Source organism: Acidovorax sp. NCPPB 3576, assembly GCF_028473605.1.
Lineage (GTDB): Bacteria > Pseudomonadota > Gammaproteobacteria > Burkholderiales > Burkholderiaceae_C > Paracidovorax.
Genome location: NZ_CP097267.1, coordinates 3,235,767 through 3,256,974, shown reverse-complemented (window position 1 = coordinate 3,256,974; position 21,208 = coordinate 3,235,767). Strand labels below are relative to the sequence as shown.

At 57.2% G+C, this 21,208-nt stretch carries 27 protein-coding genes and 1 pseudogene; 13 read left to right on the top strand and 15 right to left on the bottom strand.

What is annotated here, in order from left to right; translation table 11 throughout:
* Positions 1-50 precede the first annotated feature (50 nt).
* From M5C98_RS15000 to M5C98_RS14985, 4 genes are all read right to left on the bottom strand, one after another.
* Positions 51-389: a hypothetical protein gene (locus M5C98_RS15000; protein ID WP_272548244.1), complete on the bottom strand. Its 339-nt coding sequence runs from the start codon at positions 387-389 to the stop codon at positions 51-53.
* A gap of 177 nt (positions 390-566) precedes the next feature.
* Positions 567-785 (bottom strand): hypothetical protein, encoded by a 219-nt coding sequence (locus M5C98_RS14995; protein WP_272548243.1) that lies wholly within the window; start codon positions 783-785, stop codon positions 567-569.
* A gap of 264 nt (positions 786-1,049) precedes the next feature.
* A complete protein-coding gene (locus M5C98_RS14990; RefSeq protein ID WP_272548242.1) occupies positions 1,050-1,880 on the bottom strand; it encodes an ORF6N domain-containing protein in 831 nt (276 codons plus the stop codon).
* A 137-nt stretch (positions 1,881-2,017) separates the two neighbouring features.
* The gene (locus M5C98_RS14985) at positions 2,018-2,293 is read right to left on the bottom strand and encodes a hypothetical protein (RefSeq protein WP_272548241.1); all 276 of its coding nucleotides are present in this window, start codon (positions 2,291-2,293) and stop codon (positions 2,018-2,020) included.
* 23 nt (positions 2,294-2,316) lie between these two features.
* On the opposite strand from M5C98_RS14985, the gene M5C98_RS14980 reads away from it, so the two are divergent.
* Entirely contained in the window at positions 2,317-2,805 is a 489-nt protein-coding gene (locus tag M5C98_RS14980) for an Arc family DNA-binding protein (protein ID WP_272548240.1), read from the top strand.
* Between the two features lie 128 nt (positions 2,806-2,933).
* Positions 2,934-3,164: a hypothetical protein gene (locus M5C98_RS14975; RefSeq protein ID WP_272548239.1), complete on the top strand. Its 231-nt coding sequence runs from the start codon at positions 2,934-2,936 to the stop codon at positions 3,162-3,164.
* Positions 3,165-3,880: 716 nt separating this feature from the next.
* Here M5C98_RS14975 and M5C98_RS14970 read toward each other — a convergent pair.
* Complete coding sequence (locus M5C98_RS14970) at positions 3,881-4,453, bottom strand: hypothetical protein (protein ID WP_272548238.1); 573 nt, start codon at positions 4,451-4,453, stop codon at positions 3,881-3,883.
* 266 nt (positions 4,454-4,719) lie between these two features.
* Between M5C98_RS14970 and M5C98_RS14965 the strand changes: the two genes are divergently transcribed.
* On the top strand, positions 4,720-4,998 hold the full coding sequence (locus M5C98_RS14965; protein ID WP_272548237.1) for a hypothetical protein: 279 nt from the start codon (positions 4,720-4,722) through the stop codon (positions 4,996-4,998).
* A gap of 245 nt (positions 4,999-5,243) precedes the next feature.
* On the opposite strand, the gene M5C98_RS14960 is transcribed toward M5C98_RS14965, so the two are convergent.
* The 6 genes and pseudogenes from M5C98_RS14960 to M5C98_RS14935 form a co-directional block, all read right to left on the bottom strand.
* On the bottom strand, positions 5,244-5,474 hold the full coding sequence (locus tag M5C98_RS14960; protein WP_272548236.1) for a hypothetical protein: 231 nt from the start codon (positions 5,472-5,474) through the stop codon (positions 5,244-5,246).
* 191 nt (positions 5,475-5,665) lie between these two features.
* The gene (locus M5C98_RS14955) at positions 5,666-6,124 is read right to left on the bottom strand and encodes a hypothetical protein (RefSeq protein WP_272548235.1); all 459 of its coding nucleotides are present in this window, start codon (positions 6,122-6,124) and stop codon (positions 5,666-5,668) included.
* Positions 6,125-6,374: 250 nt separating this feature from the next.
* A complete protein-coding gene (locus tag M5C98_RS14950) occupies positions 6,375-7,292 on the bottom strand; it encodes a hypothetical protein (RefSeq protein WP_272548234.1) in 918 nt (305 codons plus the stop codon).
* Between the two features lie 138 nt (positions 7,293-7,430).
* Positions 7,431-8,200 (bottom strand): annotated as a pseudogene (locus M5C98_RS14945) (DNA/RNA non-specific endonuclease).
* A 27-nt stretch (positions 8,201-8,227) separates the two neighbouring features.
* Complete coding sequence (locus M5C98_RS14940) at positions 8,228-8,614, bottom strand: hypothetical protein (protein WP_272548233.1); 387 nt, start codon at positions 8,612-8,614, stop codon at positions 8,228-8,230.
* A gap of 690 nt (positions 8,615-9,304) precedes the next feature.
* Positions 9,305-10,066 (bottom strand): S24 family peptidase, encoded by a 762-nt coding sequence (locus tag M5C98_RS14935; protein ID WP_272548232.1) that lies wholly within the window; start codon positions 10,064-10,066, stop codon positions 9,305-9,307.
* An 81-nt stretch (positions 10,067-10,147) separates the two neighbouring features.
* Between M5C98_RS14935 and M5C98_RS14930 the strand changes: the two genes are divergently transcribed.
* The 8 genes from M5C98_RS14930 to M5C98_RS14895 all read left to right on the top strand — a co-directional run bounded on the left by M5C98_RS14930 (position 10,148) and on the right by M5C98_RS14895 (position 16,047).
* Positions 10,148-10,375, top strand: a complete 228-nt coding sequence (locus tag M5C98_RS14930) for a helix-turn-helix domain-containing protein (protein WP_272548231.1) — start codon at positions 10,148-10,150, stop codon at positions 10,373-10,375.
* Between the two features lie 317 nt (positions 10,376-10,692).
* Positions 10,693-11,286: a phage regulatory CII family protein gene (locus M5C98_RS14925; RefSeq protein WP_272548230.1), complete on the top strand. Its 594-nt coding sequence runs from the start codon at positions 10,693-10,695 to the stop codon at positions 11,284-11,286.
* A gap of 7 nt (positions 11,287-11,293) precedes the next feature.
* Complete coding sequence (locus M5C98_RS14920; protein WP_272548229.1) at positions 11,294-11,428, top strand: hypothetical protein; 135 nt, start codon at positions 11,294-11,296, stop codon at positions 11,426-11,428.
* Entirely contained in the window at positions 11,421-12,314 is an 894-nt protein-coding gene (locus M5C98_RS14915; RefSeq protein WP_272548228.1) for a hypothetical protein, read from the top strand. The genes M5C98_RS14920 and M5C98_RS14915 overlap by 8 nt, the downstream gene beginning before the upstream one ends.
* 50 nt (positions 12,315-12,364) lie before the next feature.
* Positions 12,365-13,870, top strand: a complete 1,506-nt coding sequence (locus M5C98_RS14910; RefSeq protein ID WP_272548227.1) for a DEAD/DEAH box helicase — start codon at positions 12,365-12,367, stop codon at positions 13,868-13,870.
* Positions 13,867-14,808, top strand: a complete 942-nt coding sequence (locus M5C98_RS14905; protein ID WP_272548226.1) for a PriCT-2 domain-containing protein — start codon at positions 13,867-13,869, stop codon at positions 14,806-14,808. The genes M5C98_RS14910 and M5C98_RS14905 overlap by 4 nt, the downstream gene beginning before the upstream one ends.
* A 317-nt stretch (positions 14,809-15,125) precedes the next feature.
* The gene (locus tag M5C98_RS14900; protein ID WP_272548225.1) at positions 15,126-15,356 is read left to right on the top strand and encodes a hypothetical protein; all 231 of its coding nucleotides are present in this window, start codon (positions 15,126-15,128) and stop codon (positions 15,354-15,356) included.
* Positions 15,340-16,047, top strand: a complete 708-nt coding sequence (locus M5C98_RS14895) for a hypothetical protein (protein ID WP_272548224.1) — start codon at positions 15,340-15,342, stop codon at positions 16,045-16,047. Before M5C98_RS14900 ends, M5C98_RS14895 begins: the two co-directional genes overlap by 17 nt.
* 169 nt (positions 16,048-16,216) lie before the next feature.
* Here the strand turns inward: M5C98_RS14895 and M5C98_RS14890 are convergent, their stop codons facing one another.
* The 4 genes from M5C98_RS14890 to M5C98_RS14875 all read right to left on the bottom strand — a co-directional run bounded on the left by M5C98_RS14890 (position 16,217) and on the right by M5C98_RS14875 (position 19,763).
* Positions 16,217-16,963, bottom strand: coding sequence for a hypothetical protein (locus tag M5C98_RS14890; RefSeq protein WP_272548223.1), 747 nt, complete (start codon positions 16,961-16,963; stop codon positions 16,217-16,219).
* 707 nt (positions 16,964-17,670) lie between these two features.
* Positions 17,671-18,027 (bottom strand): hypothetical protein, encoded by a 357-nt coding sequence (locus M5C98_RS14885; RefSeq protein ID WP_272548222.1) that lies wholly within the window; start codon positions 18,025-18,027, stop codon positions 17,671-17,673.
* Between the two features lie 198 nt (positions 18,028-18,225).
* Positions 18,226-19,218: a hypothetical protein gene (locus tag M5C98_RS14880; protein ID WP_272548221.1), complete on the bottom strand. Its 993-nt coding sequence runs from the start codon at positions 19,216-19,218 to the stop codon at positions 18,226-18,228.
* A gap of 263 nt (positions 19,219-19,481) precedes the next feature.
* Positions 19,482-19,763, bottom strand: a complete 282-nt coding sequence (locus M5C98_RS14875) for a hypothetical protein (protein WP_272548220.1) — start codon at positions 19,761-19,763, stop codon at positions 19,482-19,484.
* A gap of 52 nt (positions 19,764-19,815) precedes the next feature.
* Between M5C98_RS14875 and M5C98_RS14870 the strand changes: the two genes are divergently transcribed.
* Positions 19,816-20,608, top strand: a protein-coding gene (locus M5C98_RS14870; protein WP_272548219.1) for an IS5 family transposase whose coding sequence is annotated in 2 segments (ribosomal slippage) — positions 19,816-20,075 and positions 20,074-20,608 — 795 coding nt in all. Because the reading frame shifts where the segments join, the coding sequence is not laid out codon by codon here.
* Positions 20,609-20,813: 205 nt separating this feature from the next.
* Positions 20,814-21,116, top strand: coding sequence for an HNH endonuclease signature motif containing protein (locus M5C98_RS14865; protein WP_272548218.1), 303 nt, complete (start codon positions 20,814-20,816; stop codon positions 21,114-21,116).
* Positions 21,117-21,208: the final 92 nt, after the last annotated feature.

Here is a 21,208-nt window from a genome sequence, read left to right as displayed (position 1 = left end):
GCCAGTGCGGTGTCGCATGCCAGCCAGGCGGCACAACAAGGTGATGTGTTTCATCGTCCATATCCTTTCCATTCGGCGTCGTGTTCAGCGATCGCTGCTCGTGTCATGTGCCCGTAGTCCGGTGCGTCCTTGATCAACTGGTTGGGCGTGCGCGTCTTCCCCATCGCGGTGCAGTTCGCAGCGGCGCGTCGATGTGCTTGCGCTTGGATCGTGTCTCCGCCAGTGTGCGGGTCCTTTGGCAGACAGTCGGCAGCCTGTGTGTACAGCTCGGCCGCCAAGCGCCACTGCAGCGCGCCCATGGCTTTCTTCGCGGCCTGTTCCAGCATCAGGGCTTCTTGGCTGCATGCTCGGGCGTGAGCGGTCTTGAGAAAGCTAGAAAGCGTGTTCATGCCAGAGCACCTTTCGGCATACGGATTCGCAGCGCTTCTGGCTGGAGCAAGGCGCCCGCTCGCGAATTCTGGTGACGGTTGGAGGCTTGCATTTTTCGCTCCTGTGGAGTGCTTTGATGGGATGAATAATAGCGCTGATACTTAATTTAATCAATAGCGCTACTGCTATTCATCGAGTCACAGACCAGAAAAGTTTTGGCCGTAGTTCCACGCGTCGTAGTCGCCACACACGCCGCAGCCGGAGGCGTGGTCTGCCATGCCGCCCACGAGCACACAGATGGACTGCGCCGCATCGATGAGCACCTCGGCGCGCGCAGCCTCACTGGGCGTATTTGCCTGGATGAGCAGCTGGTGAAGGGTTTCCATCTGGCTGGCGATCGCTTGCAGCACGGTCAAGAGCTGACTGCCAGATAGAGAAGAAAGGGAAGGGTGGGAGGCGCCTTCAGATGCGGCAGCCGCGGGCGGGATTGCGCCTGCGTAGGGGCGAGTGGTAACCTCAGACATAGATCCGATCCTTTTTCAACGGGGTTTTTGGTCTAGAAGCCGGTTTGCGGGTCCAAGCGCTTACCGGCTTCGCTTTTTCAGGGGTGCACCTTCCCGGTTTACACCATATGTCTAGTGGTCGGGGCGGGCCCTCTCGACTTCGTACATGCTTCGTTTTCATGCGGCCTCTTTCTGCTCTGCGGGAAGGGCCTGCATTACGGCCATCACTGTGGCCGACCACTTCATCTGCGTGACCGGAACTCCGCTGCCATGGCGCTTGCCGGTGTCGTAGACCCGCGCGAAGTCTTTCCCCGCCTCGGTTGCCTCCCACACATCACCGCGCTTGAACTGCAGGCCAGCTTCAGCCAGAAGCAGATTGACCTGACGTGCTGAGACAGGCGGAGTCATCTGCTTGCCCAACTCGGTCGGCGAGTACCAGTGATCCTGCTTTTCAGCTTCTAGGTGCGTGTGCCCGAGTTGCTGCATCAGGTTAATTTTGGTCATCGAGTAGATGGCTTGGTTGGCGGAAATCGCCGCAGCGTTCTTGTCGCAGCCGAACAGGCGGGCAGCGCGTACCAGATGGGGGAGCGCCTTCGCCGCTTCGGCCGTTGCCTTGAGCGGAGTGATACTAGCGGTGTAGGTGCCGGTCTCAGCGCGAAAGTACGCGTCTTCTAGCTGCTCGAAAATATCCCAGGCCCTGTCGGTAGTAAGCATCTTGGCGTGGCGAGCTGCGCCCAACTCAGTCCAGAGAATGACTTTCGGAGCAAACTTCAGAGGTTCCCCGATTTGGTCGGGCAACCCCACCTTGAACGCGCGCAGCATTTCCCCTTCGAGCAGCACGAAATGCTTGTCCTCCTCGAACCTCTCGCGGTTGTTGCCGTAGTTGTCGCTCAGGTTCTTTTCCGAGCAGTCATAGAACTGCGCGAGTTGAAACGTAGTGCAAACCGGGCGGTCCTTGTACGTGATGAGCGTGGACTCCACGCCGCCGATGGTCACGATATCGGGCATCTGATTTCCTTGAAGTTGCGGTTCGGAAATTGTCAATAGGAAGGTTGCTTTCGGAAAACCCTACTGGGGGGCTCCGGGGTTGATTGTCTGAAAGCCCCTGCTGACAAAGGATTGCGCGCTATAAAAAACGAATTGACTCATTGCTGCTGTCCTTTCTGCTGGAGCTGCTGGTCGGTCTTGCGGCTGGCTTCTAGGCGCAGCTCAATTTCGGCCGTGAGGCTGCGTTTCGCCGCACTCGCTTGTTGCTGAAGCCAGTCTTTAAGCGGCTTCTGCACTCGCACCTTGAATTGGCACGTTTCAGGCTTTATCGCGATCACTCTGAGCCTTTCTGAACCACCGTGGTCCATGATTTGAAATGTAAACCACCGTGGTCCATCCTGCAATTGGTTGATGTGGGCGTGGGGGTTTTGCACCACCGTGGTCTATCATTCGGCCCATGAGCCGCGAAGACCCACAGTTGAAAATTCGCCTCCCGGAAGCGTTGAAGGCCAAGATTGAGCGTTCGGCCGAGGCGGCGGGGCGCAGCATGAACAGCGAGATCGTCGCGCGCCTTCAAGCGACCTACGACGAGACTGTCGTTACCACTGTTGAAGCGCGAGTGATGCCAGGCGCGCAAGAGAAGCGCTTTGAGTTCAATGCAGATGAGATCGCTGACAAGGTGGTGGAGCGTCTCGAAGGGCGCAAAAAGCGCAACACTCCTACCAAAGTCGTCATTCCAAACAACCTCGATAGATCGCCTGACTTCCGAAGTGTGTACGACGATTTCTACGCGAACATAATTCTGCGCGGCGCTCGAGCGAATGCATCCTTCCCGGGCGGCCAAGAGCCAGAGTTGAAGCCGCGGGGCAATGAGCCATACGGGCCACGGAAGAGCGCTAACGCTTCCAAGAGCTTGCCCAAGAAGCCGCGCGGGAACAAGGCCTGACCCCACTACGAAAGATTCGTGGTAGCCGACACTGGCTGAGTTCGCCATCACACAGCCCGCCAAGCCAGCGCCGAAGGGCATCCGCTACGGAGCACAGTGTTTTCCCAGATATCCAGCGCGACCACCCTATGACCGATAAATCCTTGAAGAACTTTTCTCTCGCGCAAATCGAAGAGAGCGTGGCCAAAGCCTTGAGTGCGCTCACTGGCCGGGAGGTCAAGGTAACCATAAACGGAATTGAGCATCCACCGCTCTGCACGGCTGAGAGACTTATGAGCGGCGAGGGCGCTTGGCAGGCAAGTTTCGCGGTCCAAGCGAACCACGAACCTGATAGCTTGGGACCCGATGCGCCCTTCTGAGGGGGCTCGCAATGCTTGAAATGTCATAGGCCTACGCCGACATGTGGCGAGGGCTCTGTGTGAGATCGTGCGGTTCATATTTCCAGTGTCTTGATATCGTGCAATCGTGTCTTGTGTACGCGGCAACAGAACAAGGCTCAGCGGCTGTGTTACCTGAGGTCGGCTGCCCAGGCAGCAGTCCCCAAACACTTTGAGCCCGCTGAGCGACGCATGCTGGTCAATCGGTTCAGAAATGTGATTCCAATGGCCTCTTGTCCTTTGTATTAATGATCCCGATGCTTATTACTGTGTCGCTTCCAGGAGTTATTTGAGCCGATGCGTGTTTTTTTCCTAAGGCCGACATATGTCGGCCTTACTTTTTTGGGCAGTCTGCGGTAGTGATGTAGCTTCGCTGGGTGTGCAAGGCCGCATCTCTCCAGTCCAGCAGTTCATCTCGATCAAAGACCGTGCATCTAGCGGACAGCTTTCTTGGCGTAGGAAAGTCTGGACGCTCTCTGGCCCAGCGAAAAAACGTGGCAACGGCTATTTCGAATAGCTTTGCAGCATCCTCGCGGCGATACGATTGGTCGGTCGATTCCATAAGTCGCTTTGTTTAATCCCGCCTTGCATCGTGTGGGCTCCGGCAGATGAGCGACTGTGGCGAAAGAAAGAATGAATAAATAGGCCCTATCCACCCCAGTTAGATCGGCAGGAACCACCTGATGGACTGGGGGAACTCACCTGGGCCCAGTGCGCAAGCCGTCAAGACGGAGGATTGAAGCAATGGCGGCTGCCTTTTGTTTTGAAACACCACGTTCTGTGATCAGCCATCGTTCGACCATGTCATTCGTTGGGGCTGTCGAAGGATCGGACGGATCGTAGAGGTCTGTCCAAAACCGTTTAGCTGCAGCCTCTAGATGTCCTAGCGCTTCTGTATGGTGATTCCCCCATGGCCATCTAATTTCGCCAAGTGGTTGGCTTGGCATTTTCTTTGACTCTAAGGCGGCTAATCTCTCAACAGTCCAGTTAATGCGCGCAATGAGTTCTTGGCTATCTCTGCCTTGACGCAGTAAATTATTATGACTGACCGATGCGCCTGATGCGGCTAACACTAAAAGCACATTGAATATCAAGTCGGTTTTTAGTGCTAATAGTCGAATGTCGGTTTTAGAAGTTTCAGCCCTTATGGTATTCATGGTGGTATGAATTTTATATGCCTTGTAGGCGGAAATGGATGCTATCCCTGTTAATATAATAAAGGGCAACCAAATGTTAATGCGGGTGAACCAGGATTTATTGCTAATTTTCATTTGTGTATTATTAATACAAGGGTTAGTCTGTTTTATTCAGAGTTTCTCGTGAACGTGGATTTTTTCGAGAATATATTTCTGCTTAATTGCCGACACGGTGTTCGACTCCAAAATCAGAGGTTTTCCAACGTTTAATTTGGACCGCGTTGCTGTCCGATAGGAACGAGAAAATCATAGGGCGAACCGTGACGCAAACCCATTGTGCTTCCAAATGTTTCGGTTCAGCATTCCCTGGCGCCAACATCGGCGTGAGAGGGAATACCAACATGAAGAAAACTCTGATCCTGGTCGCGGCGTTGTCGCTTTGCACCATTGCTGCTGCCAAGGGGGGCGGTGGCCATTCGAGCAGCCACTCCAGCAGCCACACGAGTTCCAGTAGCACCCATTCTTACGGTGGAAGCCATTCGACAAGTAGATACACCCGCAAGGATGGAACCTATGTCGCGCCCAGCCATGCGACGAACCCGAATGGCAGCAAGGCTGACAACTGGAGCCAGAAGGGCAACGTCAACCCGTACACGGGCAAGGAAGGAACGAAGCAATGAAGCGTCGTTTCTTCGGTGCAGCACTGGTCGCCAGCCTTCTGGGCCTGACATCTGCTGAAGCAATGGCGCGTGGCCGCTCCGGTGGTCGTTCTACAGGACGCAGGGCCAGCTTCAGTGGGGGAGGGGGAAGCGGTGGACGCCGCGGTGGTTGCGGCTCACGGGGTGGGCCTGGCTATCGCAAAGCCGACGGGAAGTGCGCAAGCCACAAAGGCTAGGACTCTGGCCGACCTGCCGAGCGCCGCACCTCAGCCGTCGCTCGGCTTCTCTCCCAGCACGTCGCCCAAGCGCTTGTTGGCCCATTCGTGGCCGAGCGATTCGGCTGAACCGGTCTGGGTGGTTCTATCTGGGGCAGGAGTCGACTCATCAAGCGCTGATCCCGGATCTTCCTCTCCCGCCACCGATTGCTCGTGCTGGGTCTTTGGACCAGGGTTCGGGGGCTGAGTGGCAAACGGAAGGTCTTCGGGCTTGGTGGTCATGATTTGCTCCTTGGGGCGAGGCGGGAATGCCTGTAGCCATAAGGCATCCGCCGCAGCCCTAAGGCAGTGGGACGCTACCCGGCGGTGGCGTAGGCCGAGATGTGCCGGCCGCCAAATGGCTCACGGTAGGCTGAGAGTTGGAGGCGTGAAAAATCTCGCACCAAGCGGGGGCAGGGCGGCTGATTGTGCTTCTACTGCAAAATGTAGTACTTAAACACTACCTTCGCTGTGCAGTCACTGCAAGTAAGTCCGATTTGACGCGAAGGCTCCTCTGACTGCTGCAGCAGAGAAAGCTTGTAACGCTTAAAACAGGTTGCGCAGTACTTTAGCGTAGACGCGCCTGGATTGGTCGTTCCCTTTGGTACGTGGGCAAAAACGCCGGATGCGACCTCCTTGAGTTCGAATGTCAATGCTTGATTTTCAAAATCACCGCGCTCCTGCAAGTCGTTTTCAAGATCAGAGACAGCTCGTTTCAATGATTGATTTTCATCAAGCAATTTATTGCACGTGTCCGTCAATGCAATGAGCTTCTGGTTGAAATCGAGGGCGAGCGCTGCTAATTCGCCCTGCTTCGCCATGTCACTTGCTGCTTTGGTGAAATCAAGCATCGCCCTTGCAGCTCCTAGGGCTGCGGATAATTCTGCAAACATTTGAACTCCTGCGTATTTTGGCTTGCGGCAATCTTATCAACTACGGGTGCAGATATCTGGTATTTAAGACCACAGCTATAGTGCAGGCGGCTACCTAAAATTGGCGCCTGCGACACGTCGAACTCAACCAACCGGCTTTCAGGCTTGCTGGTTGGTTGGTGTCATTGGAATTGGATGATTATGGCCAATGGCGGCATAAAAAAGCCCGCGCGGGATGGGCTTGAACGCGTGTCAGTTATTAATCCCGGTGCTAATTTTGCAGTTTCTTAGGCTGATACATATTCCCTATTTGGAGGGCGGCGTCTTTGTCGCCGGGCAAAATGTTAGCTTTGGTTAGTATGTATTTTGGGAATTTCGTTGGCAGGTATTCCTGTCTAAACCATTGACGAAATACAGGCAATGCCGAGTCAGGATATGCGTTTGCCGCTTGCGGATTGCTGGCTGCCTGCGGATAATATGATGGATAGTTGTGCTCGTATGGAATGCGTGCGCCAAATTGGCTTTCCATACTATTTTCTTTCCAGTATTTTCCCCAATGCTGCCCGATGCTGATGTCTGCTACAGTATGGTTGTTAACCGTTAAGTCTGCAGAAATAAGGTCTACAATTAGGCCGGTGGTCTCTTGAAAAATCGTGAAATATCCAATTGGCGTACTGTCCTTGAGCAAGGAGATACGGTCATGGTGATACTTCCATTTGTCTTCAGGAGTATATTCAAGCGAATCGTAAATGAATTTACGCAGGCCATACGCAGCAAATCGTCGGTAATTTTCTACCGCATCTTTATTGTCTGATTTGGATTCAAATGCATAGTATTCTAAAAGTGCCATGCATACCACGTCAGGGTAGGCATAATTGATGACCCCGTTTTGAACTGTCTCTAGGTGCAGTTTGGATTCGTTATAGCCGTTTTTGAAAAGATGCTGCTTCAGGAAGGAATTCCGATCTTTGCCAATGATTGGATTTTCAAACTGCTCTTCCCATTCTTTTGTTATTGCTTGGATAACGCTTCGATTGACCCCGGTCACTCCTGAAAGGCCCCGCTGGGTAAGATAGGGTATGCCGTTTCCAAGAACACCCATTTCTATTCCGTTGATGTCTTTCTGAACCTCGATGCCCAAGTCGAGTGGTATCTGTTTTTCGCCGGCCACCTGGATACCTGTTTTCATGCCTAAGTCCTTGATTTAATTGGATTTTAGGCGGCCACCTCCTGCCTCTCCGTGTGCCGCCTGTCGGAATCTTGGCACATGAACGTTTGTGTGTCTATTGGGTGCGACGTGTAACGGTGAGTAGTGAGTGGCAGGCCATCAATCAGAATGCTGTGCGAAACCCAAGCCTGTCCGTCGAGTCACCTCCTCCAATGAAATCGGCCGCCCGACAGTGGCGCTTGAATTGTTCTCTTGCCAGTGCGCCCAAGACTTGCCCGTTGATGGGTCGAACACGAGTTTGAAAATATGCGACGGCACGGCCACGCCGCCTGGGCCGATCCGCTGCGCGCCTGCCTCGAACACGGGCCCCGTGATCACGTACACGTCGCCCCGTGCCCGCATCACATAGCGCCTGGTGTCCTCTTCAATCTTTGCCCAGGGCCCGCTGTTCTGCGCGCGGTCCTGGGGCACCATGTTGGCCAGGCTGAACGACTGGGCCATTGCCTCCGGCGTGCCCATGTCGCCAGCTGGGGCCATGTGGCCGCGGGAGTAGCCCGACCCTTTGTAGCTTGCAGGATCTGGCGGTTGAGCCGCTGCGCCACATACACCGGGGTCTTCGTGTTGCCCGAATGCAAGATGGCAAACGCGTCGAAGCACAGCTCGCGCAGCTTGGGCGCTGCTGGCGTAACGGGCGGCACGCCGCCGGCGAAGTGCTGGGGGCATGAGGCAAACCCAGTGCCTAAGGTAGAGGAGGGTGGCCGGGCCTGGGCGGGCCCCACGCCGGGCGCCACGCCGCAGCTGGTGACCTGCAGGCCGACCACGGCAGACGTGAAGAGGGAAATCAGGAGACGCCGGGCCTTGCCGGAGGTGCGATGGATCAGGGTTGCTGCCGACGCTTGGGCCGGCTTCTTCTTACGCTTCGATGTCATCCGGGGATTAGAACCCGGATGACATTGTTACTTTGCAGGCTGCGCGGGCGTAGCGGCGGCCGGCACGTTGATGATGATGGGCTGCTGAGGCGCTGCAACAGGGGCAGATTCCTTTGCGACCTGCGCGGCCCCTTGGAAAGTCGCCACGGTCATCTGCTGGATTGCCACGCCGGTGCCGAGCACTGCGGCGATCATGGACAAGATGATGGCGACGGCAGACCCAGCTACCCACCATTTGAACTGGCTGACCTCCTTGTTCACATGGTCCAGGGTGGTCTCGATGCGCGCAAGTCGGCCATTCGCTTCGAAGGCGAACTGCTCAAGGGTCTTCACGCGGTCTTCCATGCCCGCATTATGCGGCGGCTCATCGTTTCCTGAGTCCGGTCTATCAATAGGGAATTTGTGAACACCCATCACTTTGTCCAATCTGCATCGGTCATCTCGACATAGCCGCACTTCAAGCACCGCCAGAGGCGAACTGTGTAGACAACGTCATCCGGCATTTCGAATGGGTCCCTGTCCTCTATGTCCTCATCCAATTGGAAACACGGAAGCCGCCAAACGTCAGCCTCTTTTTCAAGGGGTCCGTGCCCATACCGGCACGTCCTTACAAAGTCGTCCATCCCTCTCTCCTTTTGTTGATTCTTTCCCAGACCTAGCACCCGTTGTAGTTCTTCCGCCCGCTTGGCGTGATTGTGTACGTGCCACCTCGTGGGCCTGTGTAACAGGTGCTGCCTCCAGCGCCGGTACGGGCTTTTGATTGCTTCGCGGCCAGTGAAGACTGCGTGGAACCCGCCTTCGAGGGCGTCTGTGATGCAAGGCTGCGTTGCTGGCTGGAGCCCGCCATTCCACCAGGCTGCTGGTCAGCCGCTTGTAGACACTGGGCACGCTTGGCCGCCTGAGGAAAGAGATTGCACGCCTCGGCCAAGATCGGCGGCACTGCAGCCTGAGCGAACGTCGAAGCCGCAAGAGCAGCTAAAACCAGATAGCGTTTCATCCCATCCTCCTTGTTGTGACGGGATGTTACGGCGTCAGCCTTTCGCCATGCTTGCGGGTATGCCCGAGGCAAGGGGCGGATTGCTCCATGCCTAAGGTCCCGCGCTTCTAGAACTGCTCACTGCGCCAAACAGTGAGCACTTTCCCCAGCACCTCAAAGTGCGGATTCTTTGGCGACAGATCGTAGGGCGGGAAGTCCGGGTTTTTCGAGATCACCCGCAGGATCACTCCGGGGCCATCGAACTCCGGCACTCGCTGGACCAGTTTGATGTAGCCCTCATCGCCCACGCGGAAGAAGTACACGCCTTCGTGATCGATGACCTTCACCCCGGTATCCACGAGCAGCGGGTCTCCTGGATTGAACATGGGACGCATAGATGGCCCGAACCCAGTGACGATGGCCAAGTTCTTCACTCCAGTGTGTGTGGGCACATTGAAGCGTAGCCAATCGTGGTCAACCCGCCAACTCTTAATCATCCCGGGTGGGTGGTCGGTCAGGTTGAACCCATGGCCCATCGCACCGCCGGTGTCGTACTGCGCGATCACGACATCTTGCAATCCGCCGCGCTCTCCTGACACCTCAATTGCATGGGCCTGCGGGCTCGCGAGTCGGTCCAATTCCTTCGCTACACGAGGACTGAAGTCCGAAACGCTGCATCCTAGTTCCGCTGCGAATGCTGCGGCGGCTTTTGGGTTTAAAGGACTGCGCCCATTGAGGTAGTGGCCAACATTGGCTTGGTTGCCGAGCCCATACACCTCGCCGAACACAGCCTGGGTTCTATGGGGACGACCATCATCCCAGAGGGCTTTCAGCCGAGCAGCCTCTTCAAGAAGCTCCGCGGTCATCTTCGAACGTTTGTTTTCTGCCATGCCCGATTATTAGTGGCGCTGCTGTACTAACAAACTATTGGCGATATTGCGCAATCCACATAGAGGCGCTAGGATGGCGCTATGCAAAACCTCCGAATCATCAGACAGCGGCTCGGCATCACCCAGCGGGTCGTAGCCGATGGCATCGGTTGCACTCAGGGAAACGTCGGGCACTACGAAAACGGGCAGACGGTGCCGCCGGCGATGGCGCGGAAGCTGATCGCGTTCTGTAAGTCCCAAGGGTTGCCGATCACCTTCGAGCACATCTACGAAGACGCGAAGTTGCCGGAACCCACGGCCAAGGTCTGAAAGATGACTCAAAAGGAACTCCGCCCCCGCCCCACTGGCCGACGCGTGCGATCGACAGCTGGCATGACGAGCCGCGTCGCAACGCCACTGATTCGCAGTTCTCCGCTTTCCCACCTCAGCGCCACTCTGGACGTGAGAAACGTTTGTGTGCGTTCGCCGGTATGCGGGTCGGTGTTTTCCGATACCGCAGTGCGCGTGCTGGCGTGGAAGGGGCGGGTCGCGGCCGGCTTCAAAGGGGCAGTGCAAGTAGTTCTCATGGTCGCAATGGTCGCGCTGTCCAGAAGTCCCGTCCACGTCCAAGTTTCCGGGAGCCGGACATGAGCTTGCACGACTCCTTGCGCCGTGGCGCTGACTCCTTCCCCGGTGGCCGTGCAGTCATCTCCCTGCGCCTTGGGAAGACCGACGAGGTTTTGCGCAAAGAGCTTGCCGGCTCGGCGACCCACAAGCTGGGTGCCATGGATGCGTTGGCGATCGCGCGGCTTTGCGTCGAGACGAAGACGCCGCACTGCTTCGATTACGCCTCGTTCGTGGCCCAGGAGTGCGGGGGGCGTTTTGTCCCCGACGACGAGGCCGAGCCAAAACCTTCCATCGACCCGATGCGCAAGGTATCCCGGCTGATGCGCGAGACATCTGATGTCACCAGCATCGTGATCGAAGCACTGAGCGATGGAGTGATCTCGGACAACGAATTGGCGTGCATCGAGCAGGAGATTGCGGAGGCCGAAGAGGTTCTTCGCAGACTGCGACGCGCTGCCCAGGCGGTCAATGCGCAGGGCAAGCCAAAGAGCGAGCGCTCGCACGTGAATCTACCTGTCCTTGATCGTATGGAGCGCCAAGCGGCCTCGCCATTCGCAAAGGTTGGAGGTCAGCCGACCGAGAGCATGCGGACAGATCAATTGGTCAGCGAGTGACTCGGCCATGCAGATCCTGACCACCTTCACCCGTTCGCTGTCACGCGCCTGGACGCTGGCAGTGCTTGCCATGCATTTCCGATCCCTGTCCATGGCGCTGTGGGTGCGCGAATACGAAGAAGCGGAGATTGCCCGTGATTGATTCCTCCCTGCAGCAGCACCCCCTTTCGGCTGCCTTTCCTCCACTGACGGCCGACGAGTACCAGACCCTCGTGGACAGCATCACCGACCTGGGCGTGCAGAACGCCATCACGATCTACCAAGGTCAAGTGCTGGATGGCTGGAACCGATACCGCGCTGCGATCGAACTTGATCTGGATTGCCCGACGCGTGAGTTGGAGTCCTGGATAGACCCGCGCTCGTTCGTCCTCGCGCAGAACAAGGCGCGCCGGCATGTCACTGTCGCTCAGATGGCCATGGCAGCCGCCTCGGTCTATGAGTGGAAGGCTGTCGGGCGGCCCTCAGGAAATTCGGCACTGAGTGCCGAATTAAAGCAAAGCGCAGTTGCGGAGCAGGCGGGCGTCAGCGTGCGTTCGCTGAGGCAGGCCAACACGGTGATGAAGGATGCGGTTCCTGCGGTGGTTGAAGCCGTTGTTGGCGGCGAGATCGGTCTGGTCAAGGCCTCCGCCATTGCCAAGTTACCGAAGGACGAGCAAGTCGCAGCAATCAGTCAACCGGCTCCCAGGCCTCGCCCAGCTCCAGCACCCGCACCCGCACCAGTCAGCGCGTCCGCGGCACAACCGGAGGCCACTGCACCCGAGTACACCGAACTCGATGCTGCGCGCGATCAGATCGCCGACCTGCAAGCGGCACTGTCGCTGGCCAACCTGGGCGACGTCCTTGATGAGGACCGCAATCAGGCAGCTGAGTTGATCGAGCACCTGCAAGGCGAGGTCAAGGGACTGACCGCCCAGCTGCGCACTGTCACCAGCAGCCGGGATTTCCTCATGCAGGAGAACACGCATTTGAAGCAGCAGTTGGCCTCCCAGCGCCGCGAAATCGACCGCATGAAGGCGGTTGCAGCGTGATGAATCAGGCCACGTCACCGGCCCTTGATGGTGACCGTCAGGAGTCCCCTATGCAAGCTTTGCAGTTGCGTCCCTACCAGTCTGCTAGCGTGGAACGTCTGCGCGATGGCTTTCGCGCGAAGCATGTGCGCCAGGTGCTGGCCGCGCCCACCGGTTCCGGAAAGAGCCGGATCATGGAGCACATGATCAAGTGCGTACAGGAGAAGCGCACGCGCATCATGTTCGTTTGCGAGCGCCGCGTCTTGGTGGAGCAGTTCTCTAGGCACCTGGACCGCGCCGGTATCGACCATGGCGTGCTGATGGCAAAGCACTGGCGCTTCCGCCCGCACCTTCCGGTGCAGATCGCGAGCGCACAGACGCTGGAGCGCATGGAGACGCTGCCGCAAGTGGATCTGGTGTTCATCGATGAGCTGCACGCCTGCCTGCGCAAAAGCATCATCAACATGATGGTGAACCAGCCGAACCTGCGTATCGTGGGAGCAACTGCGACGCCATTCCATCCGGCCATCGGCATGCATTTCACGAACGTGGTCAGCGTCACCACGATGGCCGCCCTCGTGCGAGATGGCCACCTTGTTCCATTCCGCGTTTTTGTCGCCAGGGAAGTGGATACCAGCGGCTTGCCAACGGTGGCCGGAGAGTGGAAGAAAGACGAGTTGGAAGAACGTGGCCGGCGCATCGTCGGCGACGTGGTGGCGGACTATGTGCGGATCTCGCACGAGGTCTTCGGCGAGTACCGAAAAACCATTTGCTTCAGCTGCGGAGTGCAGCACGGGGCCGAGCTGGCCCAGCGCTTCAACGATGCGGGCATCAACGCCGTGCAGATCAGCTCGGACGATGAGGACGACTACCGGGATCAGGTCCTGGAGGACTTCGCGCGCCCTGACACCGACATCAAGGTCGTGATCAGCGTCGCCATCCTGAGCCGGGGCTTCGATCAGTCGGACATTGATCACGTCATCCTGGCCCGACCGTTGAAGAAGTCCTTCAGTGAGCATGTGCAGATGGTGGGCCGCGGCGCGCGCGTGCATGACGGCAAGGCGCTCTGTGTGATTCAGGACAACAGCGGCAATTGGCTGCGGTTCCAAGACGACTGGGACAAGCTCTACCACCACGGCGTCGAGGCTCTGGGCCCGGGCACGGACACGAAGCCGAAGAAGGAGCCCAGCGACGCGCAGAAGGAGGCCGCGAAGTGCCCGAAATGCTCGGCATTGTGGCCGCCCAAGACCGATACCTGCACCCATTGCGGGCACGTCCGCGTGCGCGGTAACGATGTGCAGGCCGTCGCGGGGGAGTTGATCGAAGTGGGGGGCACAAAGCCTGCCAAAGCCGAGAAGTACAGCGCCGACTACAAGCGCACGTTCTATGCACAGTTGCTGTGGAATGCCCTGGACAAGGGGCACAACCCCGGCAGCGCGTACCACCGATACATCGAGAAATTCGGCGTGGGCCCGTCTGGTCCGAAGCCCGAGCCCGAGCCCATGGGTGAGGAGGTGCGCAAGTGGCTGGTGAGCCGCAATATCCGCAATTCGAAGCGGAGGGCTGTCGCAGCATGACCGACCGTATCCGCGACGCATTGCAGTACCTGAACCACGATGATCGCGAGGTTTGGATCATGGCGGGAATGGCCATCAAGCATGAGCTTGGCGAACATGGCTTTGATCTGTGGGACAGCTGGAGCCAGCGTTCTGGCTCCTATAAGGTCAACGCCGCCCGCGCGTCCTGGCGAAGCTTTCGCGGCTCAGGGGTAACCATTGGCTCCCTATTCCATGAAGCCCAGGCGGCAGGCTGGAAGCCAACCGATGACGGCACCTACACAGCGCCCACCGAGGCGCAGTTACAGGCCCAGAGGCAGGCCCGGGACGCTCGCGTGGCCGCGGAGCATCAGCAGCGAGACCAGGAGCAGGAGCAGGCAGCACGCAAGGCCGGATGGATCTTGCATCAGTGCAAGCACGAGCAGCACGCTTACCTGCATTCCAAGGGCTGGCCCGAGGCCACCGGCACCGTGTGGTGGCCGTCCAAGGAGCAGAACCTTCTTTGCATCCCGATGCGCGTGGGCCGCAGCCTTGTGGGCGTGCAAATGATCGATCGCTGCGGGGAAAAGAAGTACCTGAAGGGCCAGCGCACGAGCGGCGCCGAATACTGCATCAGCAATCCCGGTCATGGGGCTCTGGACTGGTGGGTCGAGGGCTATGCGACGGGGCTCAGTCTGCGCGACTGCCTGCACGCGCTGCGCATGCGCTACCGAATCCACATCTGCTTCAGCGCAGGCAACCTCAAGCGCATGGCCACCGCAGGCGTGGTGGTGGCTGACAACGACGAAACGAAGACTGGCGAGGCGGCGGCGCAGGCCACCGGCCTCCCGTACTTCCTGCCGCCCCCTGGCGATTTGAACGACATGCACAAGGCGCAGGGCGTGTTTCGCACCTCTCAGGCGCTGCGGAGGTGGCTCAGCTGCATCCGAACGCACCAATCCCAGGAGGTGGCCATGTAGCCCTCCCATGCAACCTCTGCCAGCGGTTCGATACGCGGGGGCAGGGGCCAAGCAACGGCTACCCGGAGTGTGCAGAGCCGAAACGTGGGTGGAGTACCTAGAGCGTGCGCAGGGTCCCGATGTGGGGGCTGTAAGTCTGGGTTATCTGCGGGGCGCATCGGCTACCGCAGGGCGCTGAACGCTGGGCTAACTGCCACTGCCTCTTGCGCATATCCACGAACCCAGGGCCTCCCCTGGGTAAGGGGTGGTATGCGCAGTCCACCGGGTCTTCAGCCTTGCCTCAGTAGGGAATAGGTAGACATAGGAGTAAGGGATGAATGGATTACGACAAACACAAAAGGCTGATGCTGGACCACTGCATCCGGATGGCCGAAGTGGACAAGCACTACGCCTGGTGGGCGGCCAACCACTACGCCAGGGAGTCGGCAGGCGTGCTGGCTGACCTTCCCGACTTGCTCGCAGCAGAAATGAAAAGGCGCGCTGCAGAACGAGCGCAGATCACAACGGAACGAAATCAACAGGAGCCCGCGAATGACCATTGCCCTTGACCGCCCCACCATTGCCGAGCGCTTGACCAGTGCAGGCAACAGCAGCGACCTGACGGTGAGCTGCGACGCCCGAGGGGACGTTGATCTCCTGATTGCAGCGGGCAGCACTACGGCCAGCTTGGGCCGCTACGTGTACCAGCTGATGACGGAATGGGATGCCTGCGCCAAGCCCCGTGTGCCGAACGCCGCGGATATCGAGCGGTTGGCCGAGCACCTTCCCCGTATCAAGGTGGAAAAGCGCAACAAGCGCGGAGTGCGTCAAGTGGAAGCGCTGGACCTCCAAGGAGCTATCGCCGAGGCGGATGCCTGGCTGATTGCTGAACGCCGTCAAGTGCTGGGAAGGCTTCGCAGTCTGCCGAAGCTGACGCACCCTCATTCGGGCTTGCTGCCCTGGGTGGTGGCACAGGGCTACACATCCCCTGACGTGAAACTGCTGGATGTGCTGGGCTGGTGGGCAGATCGTCGCTGCCCGGTCTGCAGTGGGACGAAAGTGCGCGACGGAAGGGTGTGCAAAGTGTGCCGTGGCGTGGGCGAGCGCGACATCCCGCACGGCAGGGAAGGGCAGACCATCTCCGAGCACATCGCGATGCATGTTGATCGCGCACGGCAGGGCGTCCGTAGCGGCCTGTCTGGTCTCAACCGGATCAAGGCTTATGCGGCAGCACGCGATGGATGCCGCACGGCCCCCTGATTCATGTATACTGCGACCCTAGAGCGCAGGCGCACTGAAACCGCCTTGCCAACATGCCGAAAGGCCCCCAGGCGGTGAGTCTGGGTAAGCCAAGCCTTGTTGGAAAGTCGCGCCCTGAAGTTAGGAAGCCCCGAAGCAGTGATGCCCGGGGCTTTTTGTCGCTCTCTTGTCAGTTTGTTACTGGGATTTCGCTCTTTTTGATTTCGGTTGCGTGGAGTGTTAGGTAGTTTTCCTTTCCGCGCATAAGCCTCATCCTGTAAAAGATTTCCCCGGCATCTCCTCGCATATCAAAAAAGCTCAGAGTGGCAAAGAACTGCTCAAAGGGAGGGTTTCTTTCTAGCGTCAACTCAGTTCTGACACGTTCACTTTTATCGAGTTTGATGAATTCTGACGGAATGAAGTTGTCCACAATGCCTAACGTCGAGATTGCAACTTTAGAGCAAGGTGCACCAATGTTGGTGATGAACACATCATGTCTACTTATCGAACCGCTGTGCCCACCCCCCATGGCTAGATCGAAGCGGGGTTGAGCAAGAGTTTTCTTTTCAAGTTCATCTTTTTGAAATCTCATACGCTGCTCCTCAAATGCCGCTTTGTCTGCTTCCAGTTGGGCTTGGGCAACTCTCACCAGTTCAGTTTGCTGCTCCACAGAATTTTTTAACTCAGCTGCTTGCAGGTGTAGCGCTTCACTGTTCTGTTTCAGTTCAATACCCTGTTGGAAGAATCCGAGAACCAGCCACAGAATGGCTAGTGGGCCGAAAACTCCTGCAAGGAAATCTCCAAGCTCATTCAGCTTCAGCCCTTGGATGTCTGCCCAGCGGCCATCAACGAACCACGCCATAACAATTGCATACCCTAGGGTCGCAGCAATGCCAATCCACCCAATGACGCCAACGTGGCGCGACCAATTGAACATTCCTCTCTCCTTTGTCTGAGCGCTCAAGCTTCTAGCAGGCAGTCAATCCATCGTGGCTACAGAAGGCCGGCCCGCGTTAGCGCCCCAAATAAACCAATCCCGACCCCCCAGCTTGCTAAGACGAGAATCGCGGTGAGGAGGATTGCTATAGCGTTTGCCCATCCTTTCCGTGCGCGTACTCGGCTGCGAAACGTCACGGCCCATCTCGGTGGCAATAGCCCTCCAACAATCGTTAGAAGTGTTGCCAACACAACTAGCCAAGTTTGGGCTACGACCAATATAGAGAGGGCTACGAACACGGCCACCAAAACCACCGATCCAACTGCTGCAGCCGAGCTGCCATCTTTTTGAAGGATGCGGACTCCGAACCATAGAAATGCCAGTAGCGGGTAGTACCGAAGGTTATCGAAGATCGCCTTTATCTGGATAGGTCTGAGCCTTCCCTTGTTGGGCATGAGCGACTCTGTATCGATCAAGTGGTCGCAGAGATCACTAAGACGGCCAAAGAATTTTTTCATTTCACTCCCTCTAATTGCTGCCGGAGTGTGCCATCCGCTACCACCGTTACAGAGCCAGGGACGCCCTGTCCCAGGTGGTGGCACCTCAAAGGAGATTCGCAATGTCCAACCCGCAGCGCAAGGCCCAGAAGGAAATGGTCGCCGAGGCAATGCGCCAGGCTGCCGCGGCTGCTATCGCTGCGGAGTTGTCTAAGGCTGCTGCGGAGGCAGCTTCGCTGAAGGCAAGAGAAGCCGGTCGATGTCTTTCTGTATCTCAGAAATAGAGACATCCGAGACGGTCGTGAACAAAAGACCGTTTTGGTAGTTTTCTCGCAGCGTTGCAACTATCGGACCGAGTGCGGCTGCTTGTTGGGGGTCAAGTGAGATGGTGTGTTGGATGGCCATAAGCATGACGCGCGCAGCATTTGAGAAAGCGGTCAGCACGTCAAGGTGAGCCCCCTTCTCATCCAGATTGCGCTGCTTTTCCGCAAGATCTTGAGCCTTCGCTGCCAAGTCGCCTTGGTGTGCTGCGAGAGTGAGGCGTATGTCTTTGATGGCCTCACGCATGGATTCAAATTCAGCTCTTTCCTCTGGTGTCACTTGCGCCCTCCCGGCGATGGTTGTGTGAGAACTCCATCGTAAAGCCGGGAGGGCCACCCATCCGAACCCCGCAACCAACCGACACGCTGCCCGCTCGGGGCATGCGTGAAGGCAAGCGTGGCCCCAGCGCACCGTGGGCAGGACCTTAGAGGCCGTGGTAGGGGGTTATTTAATCCGTGCCATCCAGATTTCAAGTTGGCCAGAAGGGGCGGGCATCTTGACTTTTATGGCCTTTGCGCTCGGTTGCAAATCGCGCAGTATCTCTAGAGCCCGGTTCGCGGATTCAGCATCGTCATCATTGAAGTATCGGACCTGAGCCTCTGTTGGCATTCCTTTGGATGGGATTGCCTCGATATTGCGTTCTACGAGAATGCCTTTATCTTTTAGGGTTGATGCTACCCGCTCAGCCAGACCGCTCTTGTCAGCGGAGTCGCGTTGCAGGTAGATTTTCCCGGGGACCGAGCCAGGGGTTAGTCCGGTGACCTTGGTGGCGACGTTAGGAATTGGAGCGACGACTCCTGCGCCAACCCCGCCACCCATTAGGGAGCCAAGTACGTTCTTATCGACTTTAGAAACCTGTGAAACTATCTGCAAAAACTCGGTCTCCGTGTCATCGCTTAGAGTCAATTCAGATTCTCCCCCACTGAGGGAAATATCGAATGACGCGACTTTTACAATTTTTCCTTTTACCCCGCCCGAATTGTTATTGCTAAGCTTGAATTCCCTCTTTCCTGTGACATAGCCGCGAACTAGCCAAACAGACCGGGATAAAGGAATGGCAGCTTTGCATGCGGCATTGCTAAGCAGCGCATCAAATTGCCGATCTGTGAGGGATTTTATCTTTGGGGACTTTACGTTATATGATGCGGTATCATTTAGGTTTAATCTAAAGTTCGCATCAGCCAACTCTTTTATAACCGCGTTGTCTAATCCGAATTCCATAGAGTTTTTCATGGAAAACTTGTAACCAGGAAAAAGACTTGGTGTGGGGAAGCTGGGAATTTCAATCTTTGACTGGCAGGCATCGAAATCAATTGGGATGGTGGTTCCCTGCCGCATCACTGTTCCGATTGGATAGATGGCATTAGTAACGACGACTTGGAAATCCTCCGTTCCACCGAATGTTGCGGCCACTTTTGCTGCCATGTCTTTCTGCATGGCCTCCACGCTTTCGACCCGTCGCTCACGATTTGCACATCCAGTTATTGCAACGACAGCGACAACTAATACGAAGTTAAGTAGGAATCTCACAGACGGCTCCCCTCATGCAAAGTGTTGTAGACATTGTGAAAAGTGCAACCTTTCGACTTCTGCTCGGGAAGTCGATATTGGCGCACATAGATCACGGTAGCAGCATTTGCTTACAAGGCAGTAAGGTGAAGGTATGAAGAGGCTCATGCTTCGCCCCGAACTAGACCGCATCATCCCCGCCGATGGGGTGGCATCCTGGTTCCAGGATCAAATCCTCTCGCCTCGGGAGATGGCGATTGGCCTGCATTTTTTGCCACGTCTTTTGAAGCGGCAAGCTGCATAACTTTAGCGATCCGAGCTTGTTTCTCGGCTTTTGCTACATACCATTCGATATCCAGTAGGTGTATCAGCTGCAGGAGTGTTTCAGCTTCCCCTGGATCTACATCAACGATCAAGTTGACGTCTTGTTCGGGGTGCGCGCCGATGTTGCCGACGCTCTTAACCGCCATCATGGCGTCTTAGAGCCTGTTCAAAGTCTCGCTGAGGGTGTGAGAAGCTCGGGAAGTGAGAAAGAGCTATCCCAGCGACATCAGTCGCGAACAATTCGAGACCGTCAAGCCGCTGCTGGAGAGTGCGCGCAGGAAGACTGCGCCGCGCAGGGTGGATTTGTACGAGGTGTTCTGTGCAGTGCTGTACCTGCTCAGAAGCGGTTGCCAGTGGCGCATGCTGCCCGAGGATTTCCCCAAGTGGCGCACTGTGCACGCGTACTTTGCGATCTGGAGTGAGCCGCGTGAGGGTGGCAGCCTGCTTCAGCAGGCTTTAAAAAAATCAGGTTGGCGTGGTCCGAGAGAGACTGGGGCGCAGCGCCTGCAGCGCGTTCTTGATCGTGGACGCGCAGAGCGTGAAGAACACGGACACGGCGGCCTCGAAGGGCTATGACGCGGGCAAGAAGGTCTCCGGCATCAAGCGCCACATTGCAGTGGACACCCAAGGACTGCCGCATGCCATTGCGGTGACCACAGCAGAGGTGACGGACCGCAAAGGGGCCTTGCAGGCACTGCAGCGCTGCAAACCAGCTCTGGGTCGGATGCAAACCCTGCTGTGTGACAGCGGCTATGTGGGTAAACCTTTCGCTCAGGGCGTCCAAGACATTCTGGGCGGACATGTCAGGGTGCAGATTGCCAAGCGCAGTGAACTGCATACGTTCAAGGTGATGCCCCAACGCTGGGTGGTTGAGCGTAGTTTTGCATGGCTGGAGAAGAACCGGCGGTTGTGGAAGAACTGCGAGAGACTGCTCAACACCAGCCTGCAGTTGATTCACCTGGCGTTCTTGGCGCTACTGCTCAAAAGACTTTGAACAGGCTCTTAGAGTGCCGTGTCGCACCGGTCCTTGATTGCCTCAAGTTCTGAGTGCAACGTCCTTTTGCCCGTAACTTGGAAAAAGTCTCGCACCATCCCTTGCAGGGCGCGCCTGGCAAGGGTGGCGGCTGCGTTAGGACTAAGTGCGGAAATCAACGACGCTTCAGCGTAGTCATTGGTCACTTATACAGCGGCTCGGGATCATGAATCGCATTTCTGGTCGAAGACTTCAGGCACGACGCCTCAAGGTCTGGAGCAAGGACCCCCACTGCGCCGGCTGCGGCAAGCTGGTGGAGTTCAACGACGAGCCCGGCCGCGGCTTCCAACTCGACCACATCAAGGCCCTGAAAGCTGACGGCGGCACTGGCGAGGACATTGAGTCCAACACCCAGGTGCTGTGCTGTGGCCCGGATGGCTGCCACGCCAAGAAGACAGCGAAAGACATGGGCTATCAGCAGCGCCAGGCCATTGGTCTGGATGGGTGGCCGGTAGAGCCGAAAGCCTGAACCTCTAGAACCGTCGCTGTGCGTGCCGTAGGTGCAACAGGGCCAAGGAGCGAGCCTGCCGGGATCGGCGCTCCACGGGGCGCCTCGCAAGC